This window comes from Pseudovibrio sp. W74 (assembly GCF_001623085.1).
GTDB lineage: Bacteria > Pseudomonadota > Alphaproteobacteria > Rhizobiales > Stappiaceae > Pseudovibrio.
The window spans coordinates 188,072-212,402 of the sequence record NZ_LMCJ01000002.1; the positions used below are offsets into that span (position 1 = coordinate 188,072).

At 51.2% G+C, this 24,331-nt stretch carries 23 protein-coding genes; 14 read left to right on the forward strand and 9 right to left on the reverse strand.

What is annotated here, in order from left to right; translation table 11 throughout:
• Position 1: 1 nt before the first annotated feature.
• The 4 genes from PsW74_RS01615 to PsW74_RS01630 all read left to right on the forward strand — a co-directional run bounded on the left by PsW74_RS01615 (position 2) and on the right by PsW74_RS01630 (position 7,034).
• Positions 2 to 1,042 carry an oxidoreductase gene (locus PsW74_RS01615; RefSeq protein ID WP_063287491.1) on the forward strand — a complete coding sequence of 347 codons (1,041 nt, stop codon included), beginning with the start codon at positions 2 to 4 and terminating at the stop codon, positions 1,040 to 1,042.
• 579 nt (positions 1,043 to 1,621) lie between these two features.
• A complete protein-coding gene (gene ptsP / locus PsW74_RS01620; protein WP_063287490.1) occupies positions 1,622 to 4,174 on the forward strand; it encodes a phosphoenolpyruvate--protein phosphotransferase in 2,553 nt (850 codons plus the stop codon).
• A gap of 100 nt (positions 4,175 to 4,274) precedes the next feature.
• Positions 4,275 to 5,984: a PTS glucose transporter subunit IIBC gene (gene ptsG / locus PsW74_RS01625; RefSeq protein WP_063287489.1), complete on the forward strand. Its 1,710-nt coding sequence runs from the start codon at positions 4,275 to 4,277 to the stop codon at positions 5,982 to 5,984.
• A 273-nt stretch (positions 5,985 to 6,257) separates the two neighbouring features.
• Complete coding sequence (locus PsW74_RS01630) at positions 6,258 to 7,034, forward strand: cyclase family protein (RefSeq protein WP_208987782.1); 777 nt, start codon at positions 6,258 to 6,260, stop codon at positions 7,032 to 7,034.
• Positions 7,035 to 7,082: 48 nt separating this feature from the next.
• Here PsW74_RS01630 and PsW74_RS01635 read toward each other — a convergent pair whose 3' ends face one another.
• Positions 7,083 to 8,300: an MBL fold metallo-hydrolase gene (locus PsW74_RS01635; protein ID WP_063287488.1), complete on the reverse strand. Its 1,218-nt coding sequence runs from the start codon at positions 8,298 to 8,300 to the stop codon at positions 7,083 to 7,085.
• Between the two features lie 345 nt (positions 8,301 to 8,645).
• On the opposite strand from PsW74_RS01635, the gene PsW74_RS01640 reads away from it, so the two are divergent.
• Positions 8,646 to 10,277, forward strand: coding sequence for a hypothetical protein (locus PsW74_RS01640; protein WP_063287487.1), 1,632 nt, complete (start codon positions 8,646 to 8,648; stop codon positions 10,275 to 10,277).
• A 16-nt stretch (positions 10,278 to 10,293) separates the two neighbouring features.
• Here the strand turns inward: PsW74_RS01640 and PsW74_RS01645 are convergent, their stop codons facing one another.
• Positions 10,294 to 10,887, reverse strand: a complete 594-nt coding sequence (locus tag PsW74_RS01645; RefSeq protein WP_063287486.1) for a TetR/AcrR family transcriptional regulator — start codon at positions 10,885 to 10,887, stop codon at positions 10,294 to 10,296.
• A gap of 168 nt (positions 10,888 to 11,055) precedes the next feature.
• Here PsW74_RS01645 and PsW74_RS01650 point away from each other — a divergent pair, with 168 nt between their 5' ends.
• The 5 genes from PsW74_RS01650 to PsW74_RS01670 all read left to right on the forward strand — a co-directional run bounded on the left by PsW74_RS01650 (position 11,056) and on the right by PsW74_RS01670 (position 13,732).
• Positions 11,056 to 11,418: a hypothetical protein gene (locus PsW74_RS01650; RefSeq protein WP_063287485.1), complete on the forward strand. Its 363-nt coding sequence runs from the start codon at positions 11,056 to 11,058 to the stop codon at positions 11,416 to 11,418.
• A complete protein-coding gene (locus tag PsW74_RS01655) occupies positions 11,415 to 12,320 on the forward strand; it encodes a phytanoyl-CoA dioxygenase family protein (RefSeq protein WP_063287484.1) in 906 nt (301 codons plus the stop codon). The genes PsW74_RS01650 and PsW74_RS01655 overlap by 4 nt, the downstream gene beginning before the upstream one ends.
• Before the next feature lie 4 nt (positions 12,321 to 12,324).
• Complete coding sequence (locus PsW74_RS01660) at positions 12,325 to 12,657, forward strand: DUF962 domain-containing protein (RefSeq protein ID WP_063287483.1); 333 nt, start codon at positions 12,325 to 12,327, stop codon at positions 12,655 to 12,657.
• A 167-nt stretch (positions 12,658 to 12,824) separates the two neighbouring features.
• The gene (locus tag PsW74_RS01665) at positions 12,825 to 13,199 is read left to right on the forward strand and encodes a hypothetical protein (protein WP_063287482.1); all 375 of its coding nucleotides are present in this window, start codon (positions 12,825 to 12,827) and stop codon (positions 13,197 to 13,199) included.
• A 29-nt stretch (positions 13,200 to 13,228) separates the two neighbouring features.
• On the forward strand, positions 13,229 to 13,732 hold the full coding sequence (locus PsW74_RS01670) for a GNAT family N-acetyltransferase (protein ID WP_063287481.1): 504 nt from the start codon (positions 13,229 to 13,231) through the stop codon (positions 13,730 to 13,732).
• Positions 13,733 to 13,819: 87 nt separating this feature from the next.
• Here the strand turns inward: PsW74_RS01670 and PsW74_RS01675 are convergent, their stop codons facing one another.
• Positions 13,820 to 14,587, reverse strand: coding sequence for a hypothetical protein (locus PsW74_RS01675; protein ID WP_063287480.1), 768 nt, complete (start codon positions 14,585 to 14,587; stop codon positions 13,820 to 13,822).
• A gap of 109 nt (positions 14,588 to 14,696) precedes the next feature.
• Here PsW74_RS01675 and PsW74_RS01680 point away from each other — a divergent pair, with 109 nt between their 5' ends.
• Positions 14,697 to 15,476 (forward strand): glycosyltransferase family 2 protein, encoded by a 780-nt coding sequence (locus PsW74_RS01680; RefSeq protein WP_063287714.1) that lies wholly within the window; start codon positions 14,697 to 14,699, stop codon positions 15,474 to 15,476.
• A 225-nt stretch (positions 15,477 to 15,701) separates the two neighbouring features.
• Here PsW74_RS01680 and PsW74_RS01685 read toward each other — a convergent pair whose 3' ends face one another.
• Positions 15,702 to 17,210, reverse strand: a complete 1,509-nt coding sequence (locus PsW74_RS01685; protein WP_063287479.1) for a malonyl-CoA synthase — start codon at positions 17,208 to 17,210, stop codon at positions 15,702 to 15,704.
• A gap of 203 nt (positions 17,211 to 17,413) precedes the next feature.
• Here PsW74_RS01685 and PsW74_RS01690 point away from each other — a divergent pair, with 203 nt between their 5' ends.
• The gene (locus tag PsW74_RS01690; protein WP_063287478.1) at positions 17,414 to 18,154 is read left to right on the forward strand and encodes a class I SAM-dependent methyltransferase; all 741 of its coding nucleotides are present in this window, start codon (positions 17,414 to 17,416) and stop codon (positions 18,152 to 18,154) included.
• 2 nt (positions 18,155 to 18,156) lie between these two features.
• Here PsW74_RS01690 and PsW74_RS01695 read toward each other — a convergent pair whose 3' ends face one another.
• The 4 genes from PsW74_RS01695 to PsW74_RS01710 all read right to left on the reverse strand — a co-directional run bounded on the left by PsW74_RS01695 (position 18,157) and on the right by PsW74_RS01710 (position 20,771).
• On the reverse strand, positions 18,157 to 18,771 hold the full coding sequence (locus PsW74_RS01695) for a LysE family translocator (protein ID WP_063287477.1): 615 nt from the start codon (positions 18,769 to 18,771) through the stop codon (positions 18,157 to 18,159).
• A gap of 84 nt (positions 18,772 to 18,855) precedes the next feature.
• Positions 18,856 to 19,731, reverse strand: coding sequence for an RNA polymerase sigma factor SigJ (sigJ, locus tag PsW74_RS01700; RefSeq protein WP_063287476.1), 876 nt, complete (start codon positions 19,729 to 19,731; stop codon positions 18,856 to 18,858).
• Positions 19,731 to 20,162, reverse strand: coding sequence for a carboxymuconolactone decarboxylase family protein (locus PsW74_RS01705; protein WP_063287713.1), 432 nt, complete (start codon positions 20,160 to 20,162; stop codon positions 19,731 to 19,733). The genes sigJ and PsW74_RS01705 overlap by 1 nt, the downstream gene beginning before the upstream one ends.
• 105 nt (positions 20,163 to 20,267) lie before the next feature.
• Positions 20,268 to 20,771, reverse strand: a complete 504-nt coding sequence (locus PsW74_RS01710; RefSeq protein WP_082830445.1) for a GNAT family N-acetyltransferase — start codon at positions 20,769 to 20,771, stop codon at positions 20,268 to 20,270.
• A gap of 269 nt (positions 20,772 to 21,040) precedes the next feature.
• On the opposite strand from PsW74_RS01710, the gene yghU reads away from it, so the two are divergent.
• On the forward strand, positions 21,041 to 21,907 hold the full coding sequence (gene yghU, locus PsW74_RS01715) for a glutathione-dependent disulfide-bond oxidoreductase (RefSeq protein ID WP_063287474.1): 867 nt from the start codon (positions 21,041 to 21,043) through the stop codon (positions 21,905 to 21,907).
• 85 nt (positions 21,908 to 21,992) lie between these two features.
• Here the strand turns inward: yghU and PsW74_RS01720 are convergent, their stop codons facing one another.
• Positions 21,993 to 22,475, reverse strand: a complete 483-nt coding sequence (locus tag PsW74_RS01720) for a hypothetical protein (protein WP_063287473.1) — start codon at positions 22,473 to 22,475, stop codon at positions 21,993 to 21,995.
• A gap of 236 nt (positions 22,476 to 22,711) precedes the next feature.
• Between PsW74_RS01720 and PsW74_RS01725 the strand changes: the two genes are divergently transcribed.
• Positions 22,712 to 24,247 carry a YjjI family glycine radical enzyme gene (locus PsW74_RS01725; protein ID WP_063287472.1) on the forward strand — a complete coding sequence of 512 codons (1,536 nt, stop codon included), beginning with the start codon at positions 22,712 to 22,714 and terminating at the stop codon, positions 24,245 to 24,247.
• Positions 24,248 to 24,331: the final 84 nt, after the last annotated feature.

Here is a 24,331-nt window from a genome sequence, read left to right on the forward strand (position 1 = left end):
TATGAGTTCTGTTCAGCCTGTTAAAACGGCTCTCGTGGGCTTTGGTGTTTCCGGCCAAAGCTTCCACGCACCCCTGCTGACCTTTGTTGAAGGCATCGACCTTGCCGCCGTTGTGTCCAGCAAGCCAGACCTCGTCAAAAGCAAGTTGCCCGACTGCACGCCGTACACCTCCTTTGATGAGCTGTTGGCACAGCCGGACATTGAACTTGTCGTTCTCAGCCTGCCCAACACGCTGCATTACGATCACGCTAAAAAGGCTCTGCAAGCTGGCAAGCATGTGGTGGTTGAAAAGCCCTTCACCATCACCAGCGCAGAAGCGGAAGAGCTGATCGACATTGCAGAGCAGAAAGACCTGAAGCTCTCCGTCTATCACAACCGACGCTTCGACTGTGATTTCCTGACGGTTCAGGACCTGCTGGAAACAGGTCGCCTTGGTAAAGTGCACTCGTACCTGTGCAACTACAATCGCTATCGCCCGGACATCAAAGGCCGCTGGCGGGAGCAGGATATCCCCGGTGCGGGCATCCTGTATGATCTGGGTGCCCACGGCATCGATCAGGCGCTGAGTTTGTTTGGTACGCCAAAATCCGTTCAGGCAAAACTTCGCGTTCAGCGTAAAGAAGCGGCAGCGGTGGATCACTTCCACCTCGTACTCGGCTATGACGACTGTGATGTCATCCTGCACGGCAACTGCCTCAGCACAGAGCAAGGTCCACGCTTTCAGGTGAGCGGAGATAAAGCCACCTACATCACCTATGGCATGGACCCGCAAGAGGACATGCTGAAGGCTGGCGGCGGACCTGCGAGCCCAACCTGGGGCGTTGAAGCTGAAGACGACTGGGGCACGCTTTATGATGAGACAGGTGAAGGTACGCCGGTACCAAGCCAGAAAGGTGGATACGAACGGTTCTACGCAGGTATGCGGGACGCCGTTCGCAATGACACCGCAGTCCCAGTCTCCTCACGTGACGCGATGCAGACCATCCGGATTATTGAGGCTGCATATCTGAGCGAAAAAGAAGCCAGAACTGTCTTGCTCTGAAGATCGAATTTTGACCTGCGGCGGCTCTTTTCTGGCGCAGGTTCCTCTCCCCGCAGTTCAGCACATAAGCGCGCACCAAAACACGCTTTGAACGCAAAATTCACAAAACAACGCAAATAAAAACGCAAGGCGGAATCTGGTCCCGCGTTCCCTTCAGGCATGGACGTTTTTGAGATTTCGGGCAGCTGGAGCGTGTGCTGATCCTCATTACGGATGAAACAGCCCGGATTGGCGGCTCTGTAATGTATCAAGCTGTTGTTACAGCATTGTTGCAAATGTATGGGAGGACGCTTCCGACTGCATGTAATTGCATGATGTATATTAGTATATAATTCGAGTTAATCTTATCTATACATCAAATCGATTAGCACTGATATCCATCAGTAAGTCATTCTCTATGTAATGAAAAATATTTCCCTTTGTAACAATTCGTAACACCCCGTAACACTAGTCTTTTTACGTATTGTTGTGCGGCCTTACGCAAATGATCCTCGCGTAAAAATCGCCTCTTGTCTCTTCAAGACTTAGCCGAAGCTTAAGAAGGCGCGCATTCACCTAATATAATCGGGAGATAAAACGGTGAAGGATCCAAAAAACAAATTTTCCATCAATTTGCCTTTGAAGGGCATTGTTCAGGCTGTCACCGACCTGCCCGATCCGGTGTTTGCCGAAAAGATGATGGGTGATGGCGTTTCCATCGACCCGACAGACAATGTTCTTTACGCCCCGTTCGCTGGCAAGATTACTCAAATTCATAATTCACATCATGCAGTTACGTTGCAGCAAGGCGACGTTGAACTGCTGATGCATATCGGCCTCGACACCGTCGCCCTGAAAGGCCGCGGCTTCGAATTGCACGTCGCTGAGGGAGATCAGGTCGAGCAAGGTCAACCCCTCATCACCTTCGATGCCGACCTCATCGCCCGCGAATGTGTTTCCGTTCAATCCGCTATCGTCATCACCAGCGGTCAGGAAATCACGACCCTCGCTCCTCTCGGCACCGTTCAGACAGACCTCAATCAGGTCGTCTTCACTGTTCCAAGCAGCAACGATCCTCAAGGCACCACTGCTCTGGCGCAGGAAACTGCCACTGAGCCAACTGGTCCTGCCATCATCGGCTCCATCAAGATCCCCAACGCCACCGGCCTCCACGCCCGTCCAGCCGCCCGTTTGGCTGTTGAAGTGCGCAAGGCAAATGCGAAAGTCACCTTTACCGTCAACGGCAAGACCTGCAGCGGCTCTTCTGTCACCGGCATTATGTCATTGAAAACAAAGCTGGCTGACGAGCTGGAGATCGAAGCAGTCGGACCAGACGCACAGCAAGTTGTGGCAGATGTTATCGCTGCTGTGAAAGCTGGTCTTGGCGAAGAAATCACCAGCTTCTCCGAGGCTCCGCAGGAAGACGTGATCGAGGAAGCACCTCTGCTTCAGGTCAAGTCCGGCGAAGATGGCGTTCTCATCGGCTTCACCGCCTCTCCGGGCCGCGCTATCGGCAAATTGGTCAAACACAACAAGGCTCTACCGGAAGTCACTCGCGAAAGCATTGGCCCTGCTGAAGAGCGTGCCGCGTTCAAAGCCTCCGTCAAATCTTCCATCGCAGACCTGCAAAGCATCATCGACCGCCTGAACAACAACAGTCAGGAAGAGCTGGCCGAGGTCTTCAACGCCCACATCGAGCTGCTCTCCGATCCGGAACTCTCCGAAAAGCCACTGGCAGATATCGCCAAGGGCCAAGGCGCAGCCTGGAGCTGGAAGCTGGCTTACGAAGCTCAGGCTGAAACCCTAGCCAAAATGGACGACCCGCTGCTCGCTGGCCGCGCCGTTGACGTCCGCGACATCGGCCTGCGCGTTTTGAAGAAACTGCTTGGCGTTGATGACGGTGGTGAAATTTTAGAGGAAGGCACCATCCTTCTTCAGGAAGACGTTACACCTTCCGAGATCGTTGCTCTGGACCTCACCAAGATCGTCGGTCTGTGTACCACCCATGGCGGGTCTTCTTCTCACGCGGCCATCATCGCCCGCTCTAACGACTTGCCTTACCTCGTCAATGTCGAAGACGCCATGAAGGACCTGGAAGACGGCACTGTCCTTCTTCTGGATGCAAAGCGCGGTAAAATCAAAGTTTCTCCGACTGACGCCGAGCAAGCTGCCTTCACCAAGAAGATCGAAAACGCAGCTAAACAAGCCGAAGAATACCAGCGCGATGCGCATAAACCAGCCATCACCAAAGACGGTTTTCGGGTGGAAATTGCAGCCAACATCGGCAGCGTAGAAGATGCTGAAAAGGCTGTTGCAGCTGGTGCTGAAGCTGTTGGTCTGCTGCGGTCCGAGTTCCTCTACATGGAGCGCCTCAACGAGCCGACAGAAGAAGAACAGGCCGAAAAAGTTGGCGCAATTCTTGAGGTTATGGGCAAGGAACGCCCTGTCATCATCCGCACTCTGGACGTGGGCGGCGACAAGCCTTTGCCTTACATGCCTATGCCGCATGAAGAAAACCCGTTCCTCGGTGTTCGCGGTGTGCGTATAGGCATCGAGCGTCCAAGCATCCTGCGCCGACAGGTCCGCGCCATTCTTTCTCAGGCACACAAGGGTCATGCACGCATCATGTACCCAATGATCAGTGCATTGGACGAGCTGCGTGCTGTCAACACGCTGGTGCGTGAAGAGCAGAAGAACCTTGGTGTTGAGCACGTTGAAGTCGGCATCATGATCGAGGTGCCGTCTGCCGCCCTCATGGCTGACAAGCTGGCACAGGAAGTGGACTTCTTCTCCATCGGCACCAACGACCTCACCCAGTACGTCATGGCCATCGACCGTGGCCATCCGGGCCTCGCATCCCGTGCGGATGCGCTGCACCCAGCCGTTCTGCGCATGATCGAACTCACCGTTCGCGCCGCAGAAGATGCAGGCAAATGGGTTGGCGTCTGCGGTGGTCTTGCCAGTCAGATTGAAGCCGTCCCGATCTTGATCGGCCTCGGCATCAAAGAACTTTCCGTCAGCGTACCTGCTTTGCCGGAAGTGAAACACACAGTTCGCACTGTATCCATGGAGGAGTCCCGCAAGCTCGCGCAAGCAGCTTTAGACTGCGCGGATACCAGTGACGTGAAAGATCTCCTCAAATCACAGCAGTGATGCAGGAGTAAATGTGGGAGTTGGTGTTCCAGTCGGGAATACCTAACAAAATCAGGGGGCATGGCGTGCTCGCACACCATGCAACTCTGGGGGAAAAACAATGAGTACATTCTCAAACGCATTTGGAGCCTTACAGAAGGTTGGTAAGTCCCTGATGCTGCCAGTGTCGGTTCTTCCAGCTGCTGGTATCCTTCTCGGCGTCGGCGCAGCTGACCTGCCGTTCATTCCGGAATTCATCAACCACCTGATGGCTCAGGCTGGTGGCTCGATTTTCGGTAACCTGCCAATCATCTTCGCAGTTGCCGTTGCACTCGGCTTCGCCAAAAACGACGGTGTTGCCGGCCTTGCAGCCGTGGTTGGTTACGGTGTTCTTCTTGCAACAATGGGCGTTGTTGCTGAGACACTTGCGATCGAAACCAAGCCGATCCTCGGGATCACCTCCATTGATACAGGCGTGTTCGGCGGCATCCTCGTGGGCGCGCTGGCTGCGTTCATGTTCAACAAGTTCTACCGCATCAAGTTACCGGATTATCTAGGTTTCTTCGCGGGTAAGCGATTTGTGCCGATCATCACCGCGTTTGCCTGTATTTTCCTCGGTGTTATCCTGTCATTCGTATGGCCTCCAATCGGTGGTGCCATCAACGCGTTCTCCCGTTGGGCAGCGGAAGAAAACCCGGAAGTTGCGTTCTTCATCTACGGTGTGATCGAGCGTGCGTTGATCCCATTCGGCCTGCACCACATCTGGAACGTTCCATTCTTCTTTGAAGCTGGCTCCTACATTGATCCGGCAACAGGTCAGGCCGTGACCGGCGAAATCCAGCGTTACCTTGCTGGTGACCCAACTGCTGGTAACATGGCTGGTGGCTACCTCTTCAAAATGTGGGGTCTGCCTGCTGCTGCTCTGGCAATCTGGCACTGCGCGAAGCCTGAAAACCGCACCATGGTTGGCGGTATCATGATCTCAGCTGCGCTGACCTCCTTCCTGACCGGTATCACCGAACCAATCGAATTTGCGTTCCTCTTCGTTGCGCCAGTTCTTTACATCGCACACGCCATTCTGGCAGGTGTTGGCTACTCCCTGATGATCATGCTCGGCATCAAGCACGGCATGACCTTCTCACATGGTTTCATCGATTACGTTCTGCTTTACCCACTCTCCTCCAACGGCTGGATACTGGTCGTGTTCGGTCTGGGTTACGCAGCTCTGTACTACGCTGTATTCCGTGTTCTCATTGTAGCCCTGAACCTGAAAACTCCAGGCCGCGAAGCTGCAACTGAAGCCTCCGCAGCTGTTGCCAGCGGCGATGAAGATGCAATGTCCGCAGCGCTTGTGAAAGCCTTCGGCGGCGCAGACAACATCACCAATCTGGATGCATGTATCACCCGTCTGCGTGTCAGCACCGCTGATGTCTCCAAGGTTGATGATGCTGCGTTGAAAGCCCTCGGTGCTCGAGGTGTGATCCGCGTTGGTAATGGTGCTCAGGCCATTTTCGGAACGGCTTCGGAGAACCTGAAGACCGATATGGAGATCTACCTGCAAGGCGGCGGTGCCTCTGCACAACCTGCTGCCGAGCAAAGCCTTGATGCAGCAGCCATCTTTGGTCAGCTTGGCGGCAAGGATAACGTGGTAGCTGTTGAAGCTGTTGCAAATACCCGCGTACGCGTGGAACTGCGCGATATCGCCGGCGTGTCCATGCCAGAGCTGTCACAGGCTGGCATTCAGGTCATGAAAGCGGGAGACAAAGCACTCCACCTCATCGTTGGCGAAAAGTACACCAAACTCGCCAAGGATCTCTCTGCTCAGATTTAACTGACAGAGACATAAGGTGCCTTTGAAGGTTTACCCTCCTCCCGAACCTTCAGGGGCACCCACCACCAAAAGCAGCACTCCCCGCCCGGCGAGTGCTGCTTTTTTGTGTCAGTGTTGCAAAGTTAAAGGTAAGTGCTTTTTCCTCATGCCAACGCTGCTCAACCCTCCTTAACCCTTCTCACATACGCTTTTCAGCTGAACCACAGAGGAACGGATATGTGTGATGCGTGTGTTGTGCGGATGGTGAGGGAGCGGTTGTCCCGGAGAGGGTTTATGTGTGGGGCAGTTGCCTCGGTTGCGGGCGGGGCTGTGCTGAGTGCATCTGCTTTGGCGGCGACGGCAAATGTTCTACCGGAGAGTGTTTCGTTTTCAAACGTGATTGACCTCACCCAGACACTGACACCTGATTTCCCGACGTTTGAGGGTGGTCCTGCATTTGAAGAGAGCTACGAATATACCTTTGCCAAGGATGGGTTGAACCTGAAGACTCTCCACTATCACGAACATGTGGGAACTCATTTCGATGCTCCGATCCATTTCAGCAAGGACGGGCAGTCAATTGATGAAATTCCGGTCGAGAAGTTCGTCTGTCCGTTAGCCGTGATTGATGTGCGTGATCAAGCGGCGGATAATCCCGATTACCGTGTCATACCGGAAGATATTCTGCAGTACGAGCAGCAACATGGGCGTATTCCGGACAGAGCCTGTGTCGCAATGCTTTCTGGCTGGCCGCAATATGTGGGCACCGATAAATACCGTGGGGAAGACGACAAGGGTGTTCTGCACTTCCCCGGTTTCCATGAGGATACGGCGCAGTTCTTAATCAACGAGCGCAGTGTTTACGGACTTGGTGTGGACACGCTCTCCATCGATTACGGGCCAACAAAAGACTTTCCCGTGCACTATCTGTGGCTGGGGTCTGGGCGCTATGGCATCGAGAACCTGACCAATCTGGATCAGGTACCGTTGGCAGGGGCAACAATCATCGCTGGTGCCCCAAAGTTCAAAGGTGGAACCGGCGGGCCAGGACGCGTCCTCGCGGTTTATTAAAGATGTGAAGGAGAGCTGAGTTCAACGGCTCTCCCTGTCGTCCACTCGTTAGCTGGAAGGTGTTGCAACGCCATGAGGGGGAGTGTCCTTCATCTCCTTGGCGCGCTTTACCGCGTCTTCCACCTGCGTTGCCCAGATCGGGCGTTCCTCGGCGTTATTCCAAGGCACTTTTGGCCACCAGGCTTTTGTAGAGATAACCTGTCCCGGTTCAACAGAACCACCCGGCAGCGGAATGGCTAAATCCACGCCGTACTTTTCTGCGGCAACCTTGACGCGCTCAACAGGCTCGGTCCAGTTGTGAGAAGATAGATCAAACAGACCCCAATGGACCGGGAGTATTGTTTTGCCCTTTACCAATTTGTGCACCAAAACGGCCTGCTCTGGTCCTAAATGGGTGTCTTTCCAGAGCGGATTGTAAGCCCCTGTTTCAATCACGGTCAGATCAAACGGACCAAGGCGGTCGCCAATCTCCTCAAAACGATCATGCATGCCAGTATCGCCGGAGTAGTACACTGAATGCTCTGGCCCATTAAAGGCCCAACCAGCCCAAAGAGTTGCATTCACATCACTAAAGGTGACGGAGCGGCCTGACCTATGTCGTGACGGGGTGGCTGTAACCGTCGTCTCCTCAATTTGCATTGATTGCCACCAGTCGAGTTCAGTAATGCTGGACTTGGAAACACCCCAATATTCCAGATGAGACCCAACTCCGAGTGGAACGATCCATTGAACCTGCTGTTGAGCCAGTCTCTGAACCGTTTCCATATCCAGGTGGTCATAATGGTCATGAGAGATCACAACGGCATCAAGCTCAGGGAGTTCTTCCAATGCAATTACGGGATCATAGAAGCGCTCAACGCCTGCCCATGGCAAAGGCGAAGCGCGTTTGCTCCAAACCGGATCGATCAGAATACGCGTTTCATCCATCTCAACCAAAAGCGTGGAATGTCCGAACCATGTAACGCGAGCGCCGGATTCCGGTGGTTTGTTGAGGCGGTCACCAATCGTCTCGACAGGAATGTCTTGCTGCGGCCTGTTGTGGTCGGTCGGCTCCAGAACAAACTGACGGAAAATCTCACTTAGCGGGCCACGCACCATCGGCAGCTCGTTTGCAAAACTATCCTCACCCCATTGGTTGGATTGCGTCAGCTGCGCTTTGTGCTCATCATTCGGCTTTTGCCCCATGTTCGTATAGGCGCTGGCGTAAATCGCACCAACACCGATTACCACAACACCCAGCACGCCACCCGCGATCTTCTTAATCATTCTTTTTTGCAATCTCTTAGTTGCGAGTTTGAAGAACCTAGCCTGCTCGCCTTGCCCGTTTCTCGCTGCTTAAACTAGGAACCAGTGAGTGTACATACCAGACGCAAGCTGTAAATTATGTGCGCGAGCCACAGTTCTGTGACGACCATCACATTTGCGGGCACTCCGAAGCTCAGCGCGCGCCTCTCCTCTCTTCCCTGCAATTTGCTAAAAAATATTTTACCCCCTTCAATCTTCGATTAACTCAACGATGATTTTCAAGTCATCTCCCTTAAGATTGCTCAGTATTTTGGTCTTATAGGTAAGCAAGAACCAAAAATATGTGCATTCGATTGGAGCATCTCGATGCCGAAGTCAGACCTCACCCCCGAGCAGGAAAAATGGACTGAGCAGGTCCTTAAGCACTTGAATTTAAAGAATGTGGATGAGGTGCAGCTGGACGAGAGGCATTCGGATACTACCGAACACAGCAATCGTCCCAATGAAGTGAATCCGGGACGGCCTGCAACGCGGCGAGCACGCGTGCTGGTTTCCAAAGACAGCCCGGCTGCACATCAGCAGCAAGCAGCGCAAGCGGCAGAACAGTTCAAGGCCGAGATCACTCAGCTCTCCAACAGGTATCAGACATTGGCCACGAACGCCCAGAAGCTGGATGCGCAGGCTCGCAAGCAGCTGGTCACCAAGGAGCATATCGAGGCATTCAAGGTGCAAGTTGAGAAGATCAGCAACACTTTCAAACAGTTCAATAAGAACTTTTCCGGCCAGCAGCGCCCAGATGCCGGAACCATCAGCCTACTCAAAACATTGCTGGATAAAGTTCAGTATCATATCGGTGAAGGAAAGAAGGTTCTGCAGCAGGGATGCAAGCACGCGGATGCGATGATTGCCAAGGAGATGCCTGTTGTTGAGGCCTACCAAAACACCGTTGAAGACACTTACAAGCACCGCGATGAGTTAACGCAATGGGGCGTTGATACGGCTGACTTCGACAAGGCTCACCGCATCGCAAATCTGCCACTCCTGCGCATGCAAAAGGCGATTGCAGATCACAGCTATCCAGGCCTGAAGTTCATGTTGGGTAAGATTGCAGGCAAGAAGGAAGCCTTCGTCAAAGCCTATGATGACGCCAAGGAGCAGATTGATAGGAACCGGGAAGATGCGCAACAGCGGTTGGACAAAACCCTTGCCGATGCCACCGCCTTAAACAAACGCTCATCAGAACTGGAACACACTCCCGATAAACTTACACAGTTTACAGCTTCTTTTGAGAAGGTTGCTGCTGCGACGCCAAAAGGACAGCAGGCTTTAGGCCGTGGTGATTATCAGGGTGCGACAGCCATTTTGCACGACAACGAAGGCGCCTTGTTTCAGATGCAACAGCTATGGTTTAGCAATGCGACTGCGGCAGATGACCAAACGGACGAACCCATCGAAAAAGGCAAACCAATTCCAACGCACAAAAAGATACAAAACCTGCGCCGTGCATTAGAACAAGCCTATGAACGGCTTCCCTTCATCAAAGCCAGCTTGCCGAATGCTCACCAGTATGAAGCTGAATGCAAGTCACTGAAGACATTGCTTACATCAGCTCAATCAGATCTGATTTCTGGCAAGGTTGAAGACGCCGAAGAAAAGGTTCTGCCACTCCGGAAAATCCGCTTCCAGCTTTACAGCCTGACCCATAAGGCAAAAGAACAGGTTGAGTGGGTTGAGAGGCAACTTGTTCAGCTGCAAGGCGATGCCAAATCCTGGCTTGATCGCCACAAGGACCTTAAGCTCATAAGCCAGTCAGACGAAGACGCCAAACAAAGCTTTGACGCCTATGAAAAAGAAGCGGAGAACGTGAAAAGCCACTTCAACAACGCAGCAAGCCATATTGAAAACGGCAAAGCGATTCAGGCTCAAAAATCAGTCGATGAAGGCATGCACAGCCTTAAACGGCTGATTGCCCATGCTTCAGATATTGAACTGGACTAGCCCCCTGCTCCACATTTTAAGGCTGCAACAGCTTTCTGATGCTCTTCGCCAGCGCGTGTTTCGTTTCCGCGCTGTCCGCATTGTCCGTCATGAGCCAGCGGGTCAGCAGCCTATGCGCCATACCCATAATCGCCTGCCCCAACAATTCGGCAGACGCCTCATCCCAGACTAAACCTTCGCTCTGGCCATGTGCTATTGTACGGGTGGTTTCATCATGCAATGCGACGTGTGTGAACTGGGTTTGCCCTAACCAATAAGCTTGCGGGATGTTCAGAAATACAATGCGCGCTATGCTTGGATTGGCGAAATAAAACTCGCACCAGATATCCAGGAAAACGAGGCATTTATCGACCGTGTTATCAGCAGCACGCGCTGCTTGCATTGCTTCTGCATAGAGGTTTTCAAGATCCCCTTTGATGCATGCGTAGAGCATCTCTTCTTTATTGCCAAAGTACTTGTAGACTGTTTGTGGACTCACCCGCGCCTGCTGGCAGATCTGCCGTATCCCCACATCCTGATACATCCCGGAGGAGAAGATCTCCAGAATGGTTCTGCGAAGTGTTTCAAGTGCTTCCGGCTTTATTGTTCTGCGGTCTACATCCACGGTCATTCCGATTGACTCCCCCAATTTTCACCATTGTATCCGTTTTTTTAGTGTCTCCTAGCCGCCTTGTTTGAACATGTACCGAAAAACACTCCAGATTTGATCAAGATCAATTAACTTGACACATCAACAAAACTCGGTAACGTTGTTTCCATATATTCAGGAGGGAGAACTTTGGGGGAGTTTCAAACTTATCTGCCAATTTATGCAGTGGTTCTCGCCGTTATACTCATTGTCGGCGAAACACTCATTTTGATAAAAACCGATAAATATTGGCCGCTATCTATCGATGACTATCTCGCATGCGGCTTACTCATCTTTTCTGCTTTGATTTTTGAAAGCGCAGTGGGTGTCGCTCTTATGCTTTGTGCCTGGGCATTCATGTCTGGCAATCTTTACGCAATGCTGTTTACACGGCTCGATCCACAAACGGGAACACGCGAACGCATACCTGCTCTTTCAATTTTACTTGGCGCAGCCTCAATCGGTCTTGTGGCAACCTTCGCAACGCTCATTTCAAGGATGGTTTCAGCATGACACTGATAGATACCGCCAACTCAATAGACACAGGAGCCTACCAGAAGGATGGCTTCCTGTGCCCAATCAAAGTGCTCGAAAAAGACGATGCCATCCGTATGCGCGCAGAACTTGAGGCTATTGAGAAGCTTCAAGGACATCACATGGACAAAGCACAGTGCAACAAGTCGTACCTTCTGTATAACTGGGCAGATGAACTCGTCCATCATCCCGTTATTCTTGATGCAGTCGAGCAACTGATCGGCCCGGATATCCTATGTCTGATGACCAACCTGTTCACCAAGGAAGCAGGCAGCAAATCCTACGTTTCCATGCATCAGGACGCTGCTTACTGGGGGGTGGATGCCGATGATGTGGTCACCGCTTGGGTCGCATTAAGTCCGGCCACGGCTCAATCAGGCGTCATGAAGGTGGAGCCGGGCAGTCACAAAACCATCCGCACGCAAGTCAACACCTACGCTAAAGATAATCTCCTCACCCGTGGTCAAGAAATCCCAGAGGAAGAGCTGGAACCGGAAAACCAGATCTATATGGAACTGAAGCCCGGTGAGATGTCGCTGCATCATTTCAAACTGGTGCATGGGTCTGATGCAAACACCACCAATGATCGCCGCATTGGCTTTGCAATCCGGTATGTGGCTGCAAAGAGCAATGTGCGTGCCGATAACCAATCCGCGCTCCTGGTGCGCGGGCAAAACCATACGAGCATCAGCGTGGAGAAGCGCGCGAAGGACTTGAACCCAACACAGCGCTATCGCGAACACGCCCGCGCCATGCGCAATTTGGTCAGGTCTATGCTTCTTCCGGAAAAAGGGGCAGGATTGGGAGAACGCGCAAGACTGTTCATCACGCGTCAAGCCGGAGTAATGCTAACGTACTACCGGCAAATCAAGGGGGGATAATGCAATGAGTGAAGCTAACAATAGCCATAACCAGCAATTTGGCAGTTTCAAAGAATTCTATCCATTTTATCTGGCAGAACATGGGAATGTCGTCAGCCGCCGATTGCATTTTATCGGAACAGCGCTGGTGCTCACACTTCTCACTTACATCATCACGTTCGGTCTTTGGACTTTACTGCTCGCAGTTCCTGTCGTTGGCTACGGCTTTGCGTGGATTGGGCATTTCTTCTTTGAAAAGAACAAACCAGCCACGTTCAAGTTTCCATTCTACAGCCTGCTTGGTGACTTTGTGATGTTCTTCGATATTCTGCGCGGTAAGGTTTCTATCCTGAAATAGGGTGATCGAACTGACTTGCAAGGACGGTCAAGCAGGGCAGAATTTCAGAGCAATAGAAGCACAAAGATGTTCGAACGCTGAAGGTAAAGCCCACAGATCTTGGTGCTTGTATTGGTCATGTCAGCAACTCACAATGCTTATGTGACCAATGCAAATCTGAGTGTCCCATGAAATGCCTCAGCCTGGCAGTTTTACTTCTCATTGCCTCATCCAGCCTCACCTCCGCCGGGATGAACGCCAATCTTAACTCTGCCATTGCCAATATGTGCGAGAAACTAAAAACCTGCGCATTCCAGCAAATGGGCATCAACGCGTCTTCAAAACAAACCCCGACAGCAACCGCCATCAACAACAGCGTCAATCAGGCCTGTGCGCTGATCAAAGCAGATTTCACCAGTGCGGCGACAACGAACACCCAGAAAAGAAAGGCGATTGCCTGCGTATCCTCAGTCACAAAAAAGACCTGTAGCGAACTCAGCCAACCCAACGCCCCAAGCCCACCAGCCTGCAAAGGCTTCCAAAGCTTCAAACGCACAAAATAAGCAAGCCCAAGATCCACTCACCGTTTATCATGGAACTTACTCAACAATCTTCACTAGCCATCACCATACGCCCAGCCAAAGCCACAGAGGTTGATCTGTTGGCTGCAATCGGACTGGATGCTTGGCGAAAAGGTATAAAACCTCTCCTCCCCGCTTGCTCAATAGAGGAGGTGGAAGCCAACAACCCCTTCCAGTCCTTCGTTCATGCCTGCATTGAGCATATTTTAGTTGCTCAACTCGGTGATAACATTGCTGGCTTTGCAGCAAGAGAGTTCAACGATAACCGCATCACCGATCTCTGGGTCTATCCCCTCTTTGAAGGCAAAGGCGTCGCCACAACTTTGCTCATGGCCCTAGAAGCAGAAATCCAAAACGCTGGCTATACCACCGCCCTCATCACAGTCACCGCCCAAAACACCAGAGCTCACCAGCTTTACACCCATCTAGGCTACAAAGTGATCCGCAAAGAAACGCGATATGATCGCGTCTTGAAAATAAGCTTAGAGAAGATTGATTTGATGAAGCGAGTATAAATGAGGAAATCATTTGCACAGGTTGTGTCACTCGACCCAGAAAGTCAGAAACCGTGAACTTCACCTGTTACTTCTTAAAACGCATTTTTATACGTCATACCCAAATTTGCGCAGAAACCGATACCAACGTTTGCGAATTGAACGTTTTAAGCGCGAGGCAATGGTGTTCGCGCGTTTTGGTTGGAAAGGATCATCAACATGAGCTTCACCGCCAATATGATGGCATGCACCAGGATTAAGGAAAGCAACCATCCAGCCATCTTTCTTCATGACCATAGAAATGCGCTCTTCCGTTCCATACTGGTCATAAGGTCCGTATTTATCCCACAAGCTCTTTCTTACAAGCCCCGGATTAAATGAGAAACTCAACCACTCAGGATGGATATCAGTCGGCATGAGAGCGTATTGTACGCCGTCAATTTCTTTCTTAATGCAGTTGTCCTGAAACCGTTGCTGTAAGTCACTAAGTTTGCGAACACAAACAACGCTGACTTTTGGCTCTGCATCCATAATTTTCTTACAAGTCTGAACAGTACTCCCCCTCTCAAACAACCAATCGTCTTCACCGTGAAATATGAATGGTGTATTGACGTGGGCATACATTTTATCAATAGACTTCATTTGCCCAAGTTGAGGTTGGTTAAGTAGAACTTCCGTTTCAGGATAATTGGAAGCCACCCACTCTTGGACTTCCTGTGTGTTTGCATCATCAATAATTATAGACTTGGCAAAATCCCCTTGATGGGCTGGCATGAAACTGTCCAGTGTGCGCGATAACAAATCAAGCCGCCCACAACTGGTGATACAAGAAGTGACATCTTTGTCGGCTCCGAGCGCTGTATTTACTTGTTTCAAGTCTCGTTTCCTTTTTTTGCCGCACTCATACCTTATGCAGCAGGCTTGATTAAATCCACGTGAACCCTTAATTACAGCTGAAGCGTAACTAGTAAATATGGCCCCGCAGATGTCACAGGTATTGCCACCGATTTCTATCCTAATTCGTTGCTTTAATGAAGCTGACCGAATTGGAAGAACACTGGAAAGCGTCAAAGAACTTGGGCAAGAAATCATCGTAATCGATTCAGGTTCCACTGATGACACTGTGGCCATTGCAAAATCTCATGGCGCAAAGGTGGTTTACAACCCTTGGAAAGGGTTCGGACCACAGCGAAGCTTTGGAGAGACGCAGTGCAGCTTTGACTGGGTGTTTTATATTGACGCGGATGAAGTTGTAACACCTGAGCTGCGACAAGAATTGACACAGATGTTTGCGGCTGGAGAACCGGAGTGTGCCTGTTATCTGGTCCGCAACACTATGGTTCTTCCTGGCGACAGTAAACCGCGCCTCTTTGCTGATTTCAGAAAAGTTCCCCGCCTTTATAACCTTAAGCATGCTCGTATAAAACTTGACCCATCCTACGATCGGATGCAGCTTGATGACGGCTACAAGATGGGAACTCTGCATAATCGCCAGTACCATTACTCGTTCCGCACCTGGGCTCATGCGTTGAGCAAGTTGAACTACACCTCTGAGCTTGCGGCAGAAACACAGAAGCAAAAGCCTGTTTGGTTGTTACGCCTTCGGTTGGTGACCGAGCTGCCGGTTGAAATGTTCAAGTACCTGTTCGTGCGACGCTTTATTTTCGCTGGCTGGAAGGGCTTTGCCTTCGCAGCAACCCAGTCATTCTCCCGTTTCTCCCGCATCCTTAAAATGCTCGAAAAAAAGCAGAATGTTCAACATTAAGAATGTTTCCTCCGTTATTTAATCTGTCTTTTATGCCCTCCAAAAATGGTTAGCGAATTCAGAATACGCGCACATACGACAGAACATTCATATCAACTGCGTAACATCGATCAACAAGCTCCTTCAAAACTTTAGTTTTGAGGCTACTCGTTGTGTAAGACACCATAGTAAGCCAAGGTTGAAACTACGAAGTTCGCAGGCCTTTCGCGAGATAACTCCAACTACCTAACCAGCTTCACCATACTTATCACGCAGGATGTTTTTTTGGACTTTGCCCATGGTGTTGCGGGGGAGTTCGTTGATGATTAGGAGTTTTTGGGGGTGTTTGAAGCGGGCGAGGTGTTTTTTGACGGTGGTCATGATCTGCTCGAGGTCAGGGGTCTCACCCTTTTCGGCAACAATTAATCCAAGCGGGGCTTCACCGAAGTCAGCGTGGGGGATGCCGATCACCGCACTTTCATGAACACCCGGTTGTTCATCCAACAGGAGTTCAATCTCTTTTGGGTAGATATTGAAGCCGCCTGAAATGATGAGGTCTTTGTTGCGTCCAACAATGTGAACATAACCATCTATATCCACCTTCCCCATATCACCGGTGATAAAGAAACCATCTTCTCGTAGTTCGGCGGCTGTCTTCTCCGGCATCTGCCAGTAGCCTTTGAACACGTTGCGACCACGAACTTCAATGACGCCGATGCTGTCCTGGTGCAGTTCAGCACCCGTTTCAGGATTGGTGATCTTGAGTTCAACGCCGGGAAGCGGAAAGCCTACAGTGCCTGCGCGTCGCTCCCCATCGTACGGGTTCGATGTGCTCATGTTGGTCTCAGTCATGCCGTAACGTTCTAAAATGCGGTGTCCCGTACACTCTTCAAACTGGCGATGAGTTTCTGCCAGTAATGGCGCACTGCCGGAGGTGAACAGGCGCATATGCTCTGCCAGCTCCTTGGTAAAACGCTCATCACCCAACAAACGGGTATAGAACGTTGGCACACCCATCATGGAAGTGGCCTGCGGCAGAAACTGCACGATGGCATCCTGATTGAACTTTGGCAGGAAGATCATAGAGCCACCAACCGCGAGGATGACATTGGTTGCTACAAACAGGCCATGCGTATGAAAGATCGGCAGCGCATGTAGCAGAACATCATCTTTTGTGAAGCGCCAGTAATCAACCAGAACATCTGCATTGGACAACAGATTGTCTTGTGTCAGCATCGCGCCTTTGGAGCGGCCTGTTGTGCCTGATGTGTAAAGAAACGCTGCCAAATCCTGCAGATCTCGTTCTACAGTCTCAAAAGCAGTTGGATGCGCCTTGGCTTCTGCCATCAAAGACCCGGAACCGTCTCCATTCAAGGTTTTGAGGAGGACACCTAGTTGATCAGCTAAGGGCTGCAATGACTCTGCCTTTGCGCCATCACAGGCAAGAAGAGATGCTCCGCTATTGTCGAGAAAGTAAGAGAGTTCATCACTGGTGTAGGCCGTATTCAATGGCAGGAAGATGAGGCCTGCCTGCACACAGGCGGCATAAAGAGCCAAAGCCTCCGGTGATTTTTTAACCTGTGCAGCAACTCGGTCGCCCGGTTTCAAGCCATTCGCAACCAACGTATGCGCCAGCTGCGCGGTTGTCGCCAAAAACTGCGCATATGAGATAGAAGTTCTATCTTGAAGAAACAGGAACGGCTTGGCTTTGGACGCATGGATCCCAAATAAACGATCATAAAGCGGGTTTGCCATGAGACTGCCTTTCACTGTTTCAACAGACGTTCTCCCGCATCTCAATGTGAGCGTGCCGGGACTGATTCATCCAGACAAGACTAGTGCGAACCCGAGGCTCTGAACAGCCACGTCTTCCTCGGTTTTAGCAAGCAAAGCGCGGAATTGTCCAAAAGGCTTTGACGTTCTATGCTGCAAGAATTGACCAAGGATGCAATTTTCAAATGACTCATCGCACAATTTTTACTGATCCCGATCTGGCACAATTTTATGAGCTGACACCACGAGATCGCGCGGATCACACATATTGCAAAGTGCTTGCCCGCGAGGCACGCTCTGTCTTCGACCTGGGGTGCGGCACGGGAGAGCTTACCGTTCAGCTGGCTGAGGGTCGCCGTGTGGTTGGTCTGGACCCGGCTGAAGCGATGCTGGAGATTGCACGCAAGCGCCCCAATGGAGAACAAGTTCGCTGGGTACAGGCGGATGCCCGTTCATTTGATCTGGGAGAGACGTTTGACCTGATCTGCCTGACTGGACATTCCTTTCAGTTTTTCCTGACGGAAGAGGACCAGCTTGCAGCTCTGAAAATGATCGCAGCGCATCTAAGCCCCAAAGGCCTGTTTGTCTTTGATACCCGCAACCCGAATTTTCCGGGCCAGAAGACGCGTCGCAAAGAAGAAACACTGAGCCAGACGCAGCACCCTGCCCTAGGTGCAATTGAGAGCTGGAACATTTCAGAATATGACGAGACCACTCAAACGCTCAGTTTCATCAATGCTTACAGGCAGCTTGAGACTGGTGAGATTTTCAGCGCACCTTCTGAGATTAAATATACGGCACACGACAAAGTCGACCAGCTCCTTGAAGAAGCTGGCTTATGTGCTCAAACATGGCTGGGTGAGTGGACAGGTGAACCTTACCACGCAACCTCACGCGAGATCATTCCCATAGGCAGAAAAGTCTGAAGCTATCGCTCAATACGCGCCAGAGCGAGACCAATGCCAGAACCAATGAAGAGCGTACCGGTGAGTTTATGTCGCAAATGACCTATGCGCTTGAAGAACGGTGTTGCAGAACGAGCCAGAGCCGCCCAACACAGATCTCCACCTAGAATAACGAGAAGGTAGATCAACGCTGGCTGAGCAAGAGAGTAACTCGTGCTTTGATCTCCAACGAACTGAGGGAGGAAAGCAGCGCTGAACACCAGTGTTTTCGGGTTGATCATCGCAAGCAACATGCCCTGCCAGAACAGCTTGCGCAAAGGGGTGTTACTGGCTTCAGCGTTTTCCAACATATCCGTCCGCTCTCGCCAGGATTTGATGCCGAGATAGATCAGATAGGCGGCACCAACCCATTTCACCCATAAAAAGGCATCTGCAACGAGTGCCAGCAGGGCAGAAAACCCAAGCACCACAATGCTGAGCTGGATGGCAACGCCAAGTGTTGTTCCCAGTACCGTAGCTGCTCCAAAGCGGAATCCATGGCTGATGGTATTGGCTGCGATGAGCGCAACGTTGGGGCCTGGAATAGCCACCAGAGCAGTCGTCGCAATCACAAGCGCTAATATCATCTCAACAGACATGAGTTCCCCTCCCAAACATCAAAGGATAGTTTGGGAGGTTCTTTGTCACATTGCAAGCTATGCCTTTGATTGGACTGTAAGTGCTTAATGGAAGGCAGCGAGCTTGTCCGGGTTTCGCTGCGCATAAATCGCGTCGACTTTCATGTTATCATCATAGCCAAAGGTGAAAGTCGTCGTGATCCCGCTTCCGTCAACTGTGACGAGAGACAGGCAGGAGTTGAGTTCTTCAACCCAAGCTTTGCCACTGTTCGCGGCTGGGGAGATCGCCTTTTCGATAAAGCCAAGCACTTGCTCCAGACCAACAAGTGGTTTTGGAACGGCATTGACCTTGCCGCCGCCGTCGGAAATAAGCGCAACATCAGCTGCCAGAAGCTTGGAGAGCTCAGCTGTTTCTCCGGTTTCCAGCGCGCTTTGGAATACACTCACCATCGCCTGCTGTTTTTCTGGCGGAGCGACAAAGCGTTGAGATTTCTGCTGAATATTAGTCTTTGCCCTTGAGACCAGCTTGCGGCAACTGGCCGGAGTAACCTCCAATATATCTGCAACGTCTTCATAGCTGGAGGAAAACACCTCGTGCAGCAAAAACGCAGCCCGCTCTTTTGGAGCAAGGCGTTCCATCACCAATAGGAATGCCATTGTGAGACTTTCGGAAAGCTCCACTCTGTCTTCCGGCGTGTCCTGTGTGGTGGTGTGAAGCGGCTCAGGCAACCACATACCAACGTAATTTTCGCGTTTTTTACGGGCAGATTTGAGTTGATCGAGTGCTTTGCGGGTGCAAACCGTTGTTAGCCAGGCATCAGGGTTGGCAATGTCGTCTTGTGCGGCAGCTGACCAGCTGAGATAGGTTTCCTGCACCACATCTTCAGCCTCGGCCGTTGTGCCCAGTAAACGATAAGCCAGCCCCATCAACATGGGTCTGGCCTGTTCAAATACACGAAGTGATTTGTCTGAGTTCTTCATCAATGGTTCGATATCGCAATCCGGTTCCAAAGGTTGATCATACCAATCATCGCCGTCAGGGTGGAAATTTCCTGATCGCTGTAGTGCTTTTTCAACTCCTGGCGAAGACGTGACAACTGATCTTCCTTGTTGAGTTCAGTCAGTGCTTCGGTCCATTCAAATGCCAGCTTCTCTTTTTCCGAAAAGTCATCGCAATGGCGCCAGATGATGAGGTGGTCCAGACGCTCGTTGGTTTCACCAGCTTTGCGAGCGTCGCGGGTATGCATCTTCACACAAAACCCGCAGCCATTGATCTGGGAAGCCCGCAGCAGAATGAGGTGATGCAGTTTTTCGTCAAACCCAGTCGCAGCGATGGTTGCTTCCACGCCCTGCAGGGCTGTCATGATCTGCGCACCGCTCTCGTAGTGATTGATGGTGGTGTGTACGTTCATCGTCATCTCCAGTGATTGTTTTGTTGCGTTCACAGGGTCGACGAGACAGCTCTCTCAGATGTGACGTGGTGATGAGAAAAAACCAAACTCTACACCTCAAAAAGTTCAGGAGGACGGATGACGGTAGACAAGATCGACCGGATCATGACGTTGTGCATCAGGATCGATCACAGCTCCCATCCGTTCAGCCAGCTTCCGGGAGCGATCATTTTTAGGGTCGATGTAGCTGACGAGCGTTTTTAAACCCAACCTATCAAAGGCCCATTTACGCATGGTTTGAGCCGCTTCCAATGCATATCCGTGTCCTTCAAAACCCTCATAGAGGAACCAGCCCAACTCGTGCTCTGGAAAAAGCGGCCCGTGATTAAGGCCCACCTGACCAACGGTTTTGCCCGTGGTCTTATCGTCAATCATCAAAGCACCGTGACCAAACAAGACCCAATGCGCAATATCATGACTAAAGATACCCCAGGTCACATGCTTGGGTGTTGGGCCGCCCATAAACTGCGAACGCTCGGATTGCATCAACTGCTCATAGGCAGGCCAATCTTCAATTGTCATCGGCCTTAAGCGCAATCTTTCTGTTTCGAGTGTTGGTATCACAGTCATTTGATCAGTCCAGCAATGAAAAAAGGAATCTCTGAGCGTAGTGTCATTGACGAACAATATTCCGGGAGCTGCTTTGTAAAAAGCAAATTTTAATCTGGCACACAGGGAACTTTCGAGATGGACTAAGCGTTCAGGAGTGATGTCCAAGATCTTGTTTTTGATTGCACACTTGATTTCACTAAGGATTCACCCATCTGTTGAGATGAAAAAGGCAGCCCGAAAAACTGCTCGTTCCCATTTGCACATAATCAATACGGAGCCACAATTTTATGAGTGATAAACAAGAATATACCCCACCAAAGGTTTGGGTGTGGGAACAGGAAAACGGCGGCCAGTTCGCAAACATCAACCGTCCTATTGCTGGTTCTACTCATGACAAAGACCTGCAGGTGGGCAAGCATCCGCTGCAGCTTTACTCGCTGGCAACGCCAAATGGTGTGAAAGTCACCATTATGCTGGAAGAACTTCTGGCAGCAGGTTTCAGCGAAGCTGAGTATGATGCATGGCTGATCAAGATTGGTGAAGGCGACCAGTTCTCCAGCGGTTTTGTTGGCGCAAACCCTAACTCCAAAATCCCGGCACTGGTTGATCACAGCACCGAGACACCAACCCGTGTATTCGAATCTGGCTCTATCCTGCTGTATCTGGCAGAAAAGTTCGGCGCCTTCCTTCCGAAAGATCCGGCAGCACGCACAGAAGCCATGAACTGGCTGTTCTGGCAAATGGGGTCTGCCCCATATCTGGGTGGTGGTTTCGGTCATTTCTACGCTTATGCGCCAGAGAAGTTTGAATACCCGATCAACCGTTTTGCCATGGAAGCAAAACGCCAGCTCGACGTTTTGGACCGCAATCTGGCCGAGCGCCGCTTTATGGCTAGTGATGAGTACTCCATCGCAGACATCGCGATCTTCCCATGGTACGGCGCGCTGGTGCTTGGTTCGCTCTACAGCGCAGCCGAATTCCTCTCCGTTGACGATTACAAAAACGTCAAGCGTTGGGCAGAAGAAATCGCAGAGCGCCCTGCCGTGAAACGCGGCAAACGCGTAAACCGCACATGGGGTGATGAGGACCAGCAAGTCCCAGAACGCCACGACGCAAGCGACCTAGACCCAAAGCCAGCCTCTGAAACCGCATAATACGCGCTATCAGCACGCAAGTATACAAAACCCGGCTTCGATGAGGCTGGGTTTTTCTCGCATCAAGTCAACTGCCTTGGCCAATCTAAGCAACAAAAATCAGGTCCAGTTTCGACAGAGGCAAGTGCTGTAGCTGTGCGACGACATTTTCAATGAGTGAAGCTCTCGGGTCTGTGATCATTAGTATTTCGTCATAGGCGAACACAGCTTGATAAAGTGTATTCGCAGCCGAAAAGCCTAAGCCTACAAGTACTTCCCCATCAGTTTCAAAACAGGCTTCGATATCATTCATGTATTCGCCTGTGAGAGTAATTGTGTCGATAACAGCGAGGCCATCATAGAGAGAGAATAAGTTGAAGTGATCGAACTTCAAATAATCCTCATCGCTATTCGTTATTGGATTAACACCCAGAGCATAAAGGTTGATCACTCCCTTATCAGTTTCAATCCTTAGAAAGTTATCGATCTCTTCTTCGTTTACGATATCTCTCAAACGTCCAATGCTGCGGAGTTGGGCTCCCGCTAGATACTCCTTAAACAACGCAGTTTTGCAGCTCTTAAAATTCACAAACTAATATCCTTTGACATATTCCCCGCCTTATTTACCAACGAACTCAGCCAGTTTGCAGCAGAACCGCACCTAATGCAAAGGAGACCTCAAACCGAACTTCTGCAATAAACACTTTGCAGAAACAATAGCCCTGTGCACCATCCCTCTTTTCCAATCGGAAATTGCGGTAGTTCAATTCCTCGCCTGTCTCTCGGGTTTAAGATTTGTTCCAAAGAGCAAAAAGGAACGAACCCATGTCGGAGCTTCTCAAACGGTTTAAGGGCATTACGGAAGACCCAGCCCTCTCCTTTACGCAAAAGGCACGTTATCTCTCACTGGAGGCGGAAAACTCTCTGCCTTATCCTGAGCTTGATGAAGAAACCGCCAAGGCACTGGAAGAGCGTGTCATCTGCGACATGTATGAGGGGCATGCGCCGTTCAAGCCGCGCTATGTGATGCCCGACTACTCCGTGGTTCTGGAAAAGGGGAGTACCTTCCTTGAGTTGGAACCGGCAACCACCTTGGATGAAGCTATCAACTCCCTCATGATTGCTTATCATCACGTGCCGTCTGTCACCAACATGCCGGTGTTCATTGGTCGCCTCGACAATCTGTTGCTGCCGTATTGCGATGAGGTCAGCGATGAAGAGCTTTACAAAAAGCTGAAGCTGTTCTGGCGCTATCTGGACCGCGTGCTGCCAGATGCCTTCATGCATGCCAATGTGGGGCCAACCGACAACCGCGTTGCCCGTACCATCATGCGCATTGATGCAGAGCTGAAGCAGATTGCACCCAACCTGACGTTTATCTGGGATCCAGATGTCAGCTCTGATGCGATTTTCTCACAGGCTTGCGAAAGCATTATCGAATGCTCCAAACCCCACATCGCGAACAATCCGCTGCATCAGCCTCTGTTTGATGACTACGGCTATGGTGTCGCCAGTTGTTACAACGTGCTGCCTCTATGCGGTGGCGCGTCTACTCTGACCCGCATCAACCTGCGAGAAGTAGCGCGTCGCTCTAAAGACACGGCAGACTTCTTCGAGAATGTTCTACCGAAATACATTACCCTTAACTTCCGCCTGACAGAAGCGCGGATTGACCATCTCTTCAACAAATCCGGCTTCTTTGAAAGCTTCCTTGTGAAGGAAGGCTGGATCCGTAAAGACCGCTTCACCGCCATGTACGGCATCTTTGCCATGGCGCAGTGCGTGGATGAGTTGCAGGCCAAGGATGGCCGCTCCGGCAAGTACGGACATGATGAGACCGCCAACCAGCTTGGCCATCGCATCTCTAAAGTGCTTTTCGAGGCTGTTGAAGCACGCTCAATGGAAAACTGTTGGCAAGGCAAGGCGATGCTGCATTCGCAAGCAGGTCTCAGCGATGACGATGGCTGTACGCCAGGTGTTCGTATCCCTTACGGCAGTGAGCCCGATCCTGTCACGCACGTTCAGGCATTGGCAGAGCACCATGCGTTCTATCCATCCGGTGTCTCGGAGATTCTGACACTGGATGAAACCATCGAGAACAATCCAGCCGCGCTGGAGCAGCTCGTGAAAGGTGCGTTCCAACTGGGCTTCCGAGAGTTTTCCGCCAACGTCTCCAACAATGATCTGGTGCGCATCACCGGTTACATGGTGCGCTTGTCAGACATTGCGAAGTTCAAAGAATGCGGTGGGTCTCGCATCAACACAACTGTGCTGGGTGCAGAAGCGGCTGAGACCGGTAAAATACTGGAGCGCGCACCACGGGTGATGAGCCATGAACTTGCCCCTCGCTACAGTCAGTAAGGTTTTAAAGTTCTCTTGCGTGGATGGGCCGGGCAACCGGCTTGTCCTGTTTCTGCAAGGCTGCAACTTCGCTTGCCCGACCTG

What these genes read in the sequence shown, in the direction of transcription:
- PsW74_RS01725 (WP_063287472.1), top strand. Translation starts at nt 22,712, where the DNA reads ATGTCGGAGCTTCTCAAACGGTTTAAGGGCATTACGGAAGACCCAGCC.
- PsW74_RS01680 (WP_063287714.1), top strand. Translation starts at nt 14,697, where the DNA reads ATGTCACAGGTATTGCCACCGATTTCTATCCTAATTCGTTGCTTTAAT.
- PsW74_RS01635 (WP_063287488.1), bottom strand. Translation starts at nt 8,300, where the DNA reads ATGATTAAGAAGATCGCGGGTGGCGTGCTGGGTGTTGTGGTAATCGGT.
- PsW74_RS01645 (WP_063287486.1), bottom strand. Translation starts at nt 10,887, where the DNA reads ATGACCGTGGATGTAGACCGCAGAACAATAAAGCCGGAAGCACTTGAA.
- PsW74_RS01655 (WP_063287484.1), top strand. Translation starts at nt 11,415, where the DNA reads ATGACACTGATAGATACCGCCAACTCAATAGACACAGGAGCCTACCAG.
- PsW74_RS01705 (WP_063287713.1), bottom strand. Translation starts at nt 20,162, where the DNA reads ATGAACGTACACACCACCATCAATCACTACGAGAGCGGTGCGCAGATC.
- PsW74_RS01685 (WP_063287479.1), bottom strand. Translation starts at nt 17,210, where the DNA reads ATGGCAAACCCGCTTTATGATCGTTTATTTGGGATCCATGCGTCCAAA.
- PsW74_RS01710 (WP_082830445.1), bottom strand. Translation starts at nt 20,771, where the DNA reads ATGACTGTGATACCAACACTCGAAACAGAAAGATTGCGCTTAAGGCCG.
- sigJ (WP_063287476.1), bottom strand. Translation starts at nt 19,731, where the DNA reads ATGAAGAACTCAGACAAATCACTTCGTGTATTTGAACAGGCCAGACCC.
- PsW74_RS01695 (WP_063287477.1), bottom strand. Translation starts at nt 18,771, where the DNA reads ATGTCTGTTGAGATGATATTAGCGCTTGTGATTGCGACGACTGCTCTG.
- PsW74_RS01690 (WP_063287478.1), top strand. Translation starts at nt 17,414, where the DNA reads ATGACTCATCGCACAATTTTTACTGATCCCGATCTGGCACAATTTTAT.
- PsW74_RS01660 (WP_063287483.1), top strand. Translation starts at nt 12,325, where the DNA reads ATGAGTGAAGCTAACAATAGCCATAACCAGCAATTTGGCAGTTTCAAA.
- PsW74_RS01640 (WP_063287487.1), top strand. Translation starts at nt 8,646, where the DNA reads ATGCCGAAGTCAGACCTCACCCCCGAGCAGGAAAAATGGACTGAGCAG.
- ptsG (WP_063287489.1), top strand. Translation starts at nt 4,275, where the DNA reads ATGAGTACATTCTCAAACGCATTTGGAGCCTTACAGAAGGTTGGTAAG.
- yghU (WP_063287474.1), top strand. Translation starts at nt 21,041, where the DNA reads ATGAGTGATAAACAAGAATATACCCCACCAAAGGTTTGGGTGTGGGAA.
- PsW74_RS01665 (WP_063287482.1), top strand. Translation starts at nt 12,825, where the DNA reads ATGAAATGCCTCAGCCTGGCAGTTTTACTTCTCATTGCCTCATCCAGC.
- PsW74_RS01670 (WP_063287481.1), top strand. Translation starts at nt 13,229, where the DNA reads ATGGAACTTACTCAACAATCTTCACTAGCCATCACCATACGCCCAGCC.
- PsW74_RS01630 (WP_208987782.1), top strand. Translation starts at nt 6,258, where the DNA reads ATGTGTGGGGCAGTTGCCTCGGTTGCGGGCGGGGCTGTGCTGAGTGCA.
- PsW74_RS01615 (WP_063287491.1), top strand. Translation starts at nt 2, where the DNA reads ATGAGTTCTGTTCAGCCTGTTAAAACGGCTCTCGTGGGCTTTGGTGTT.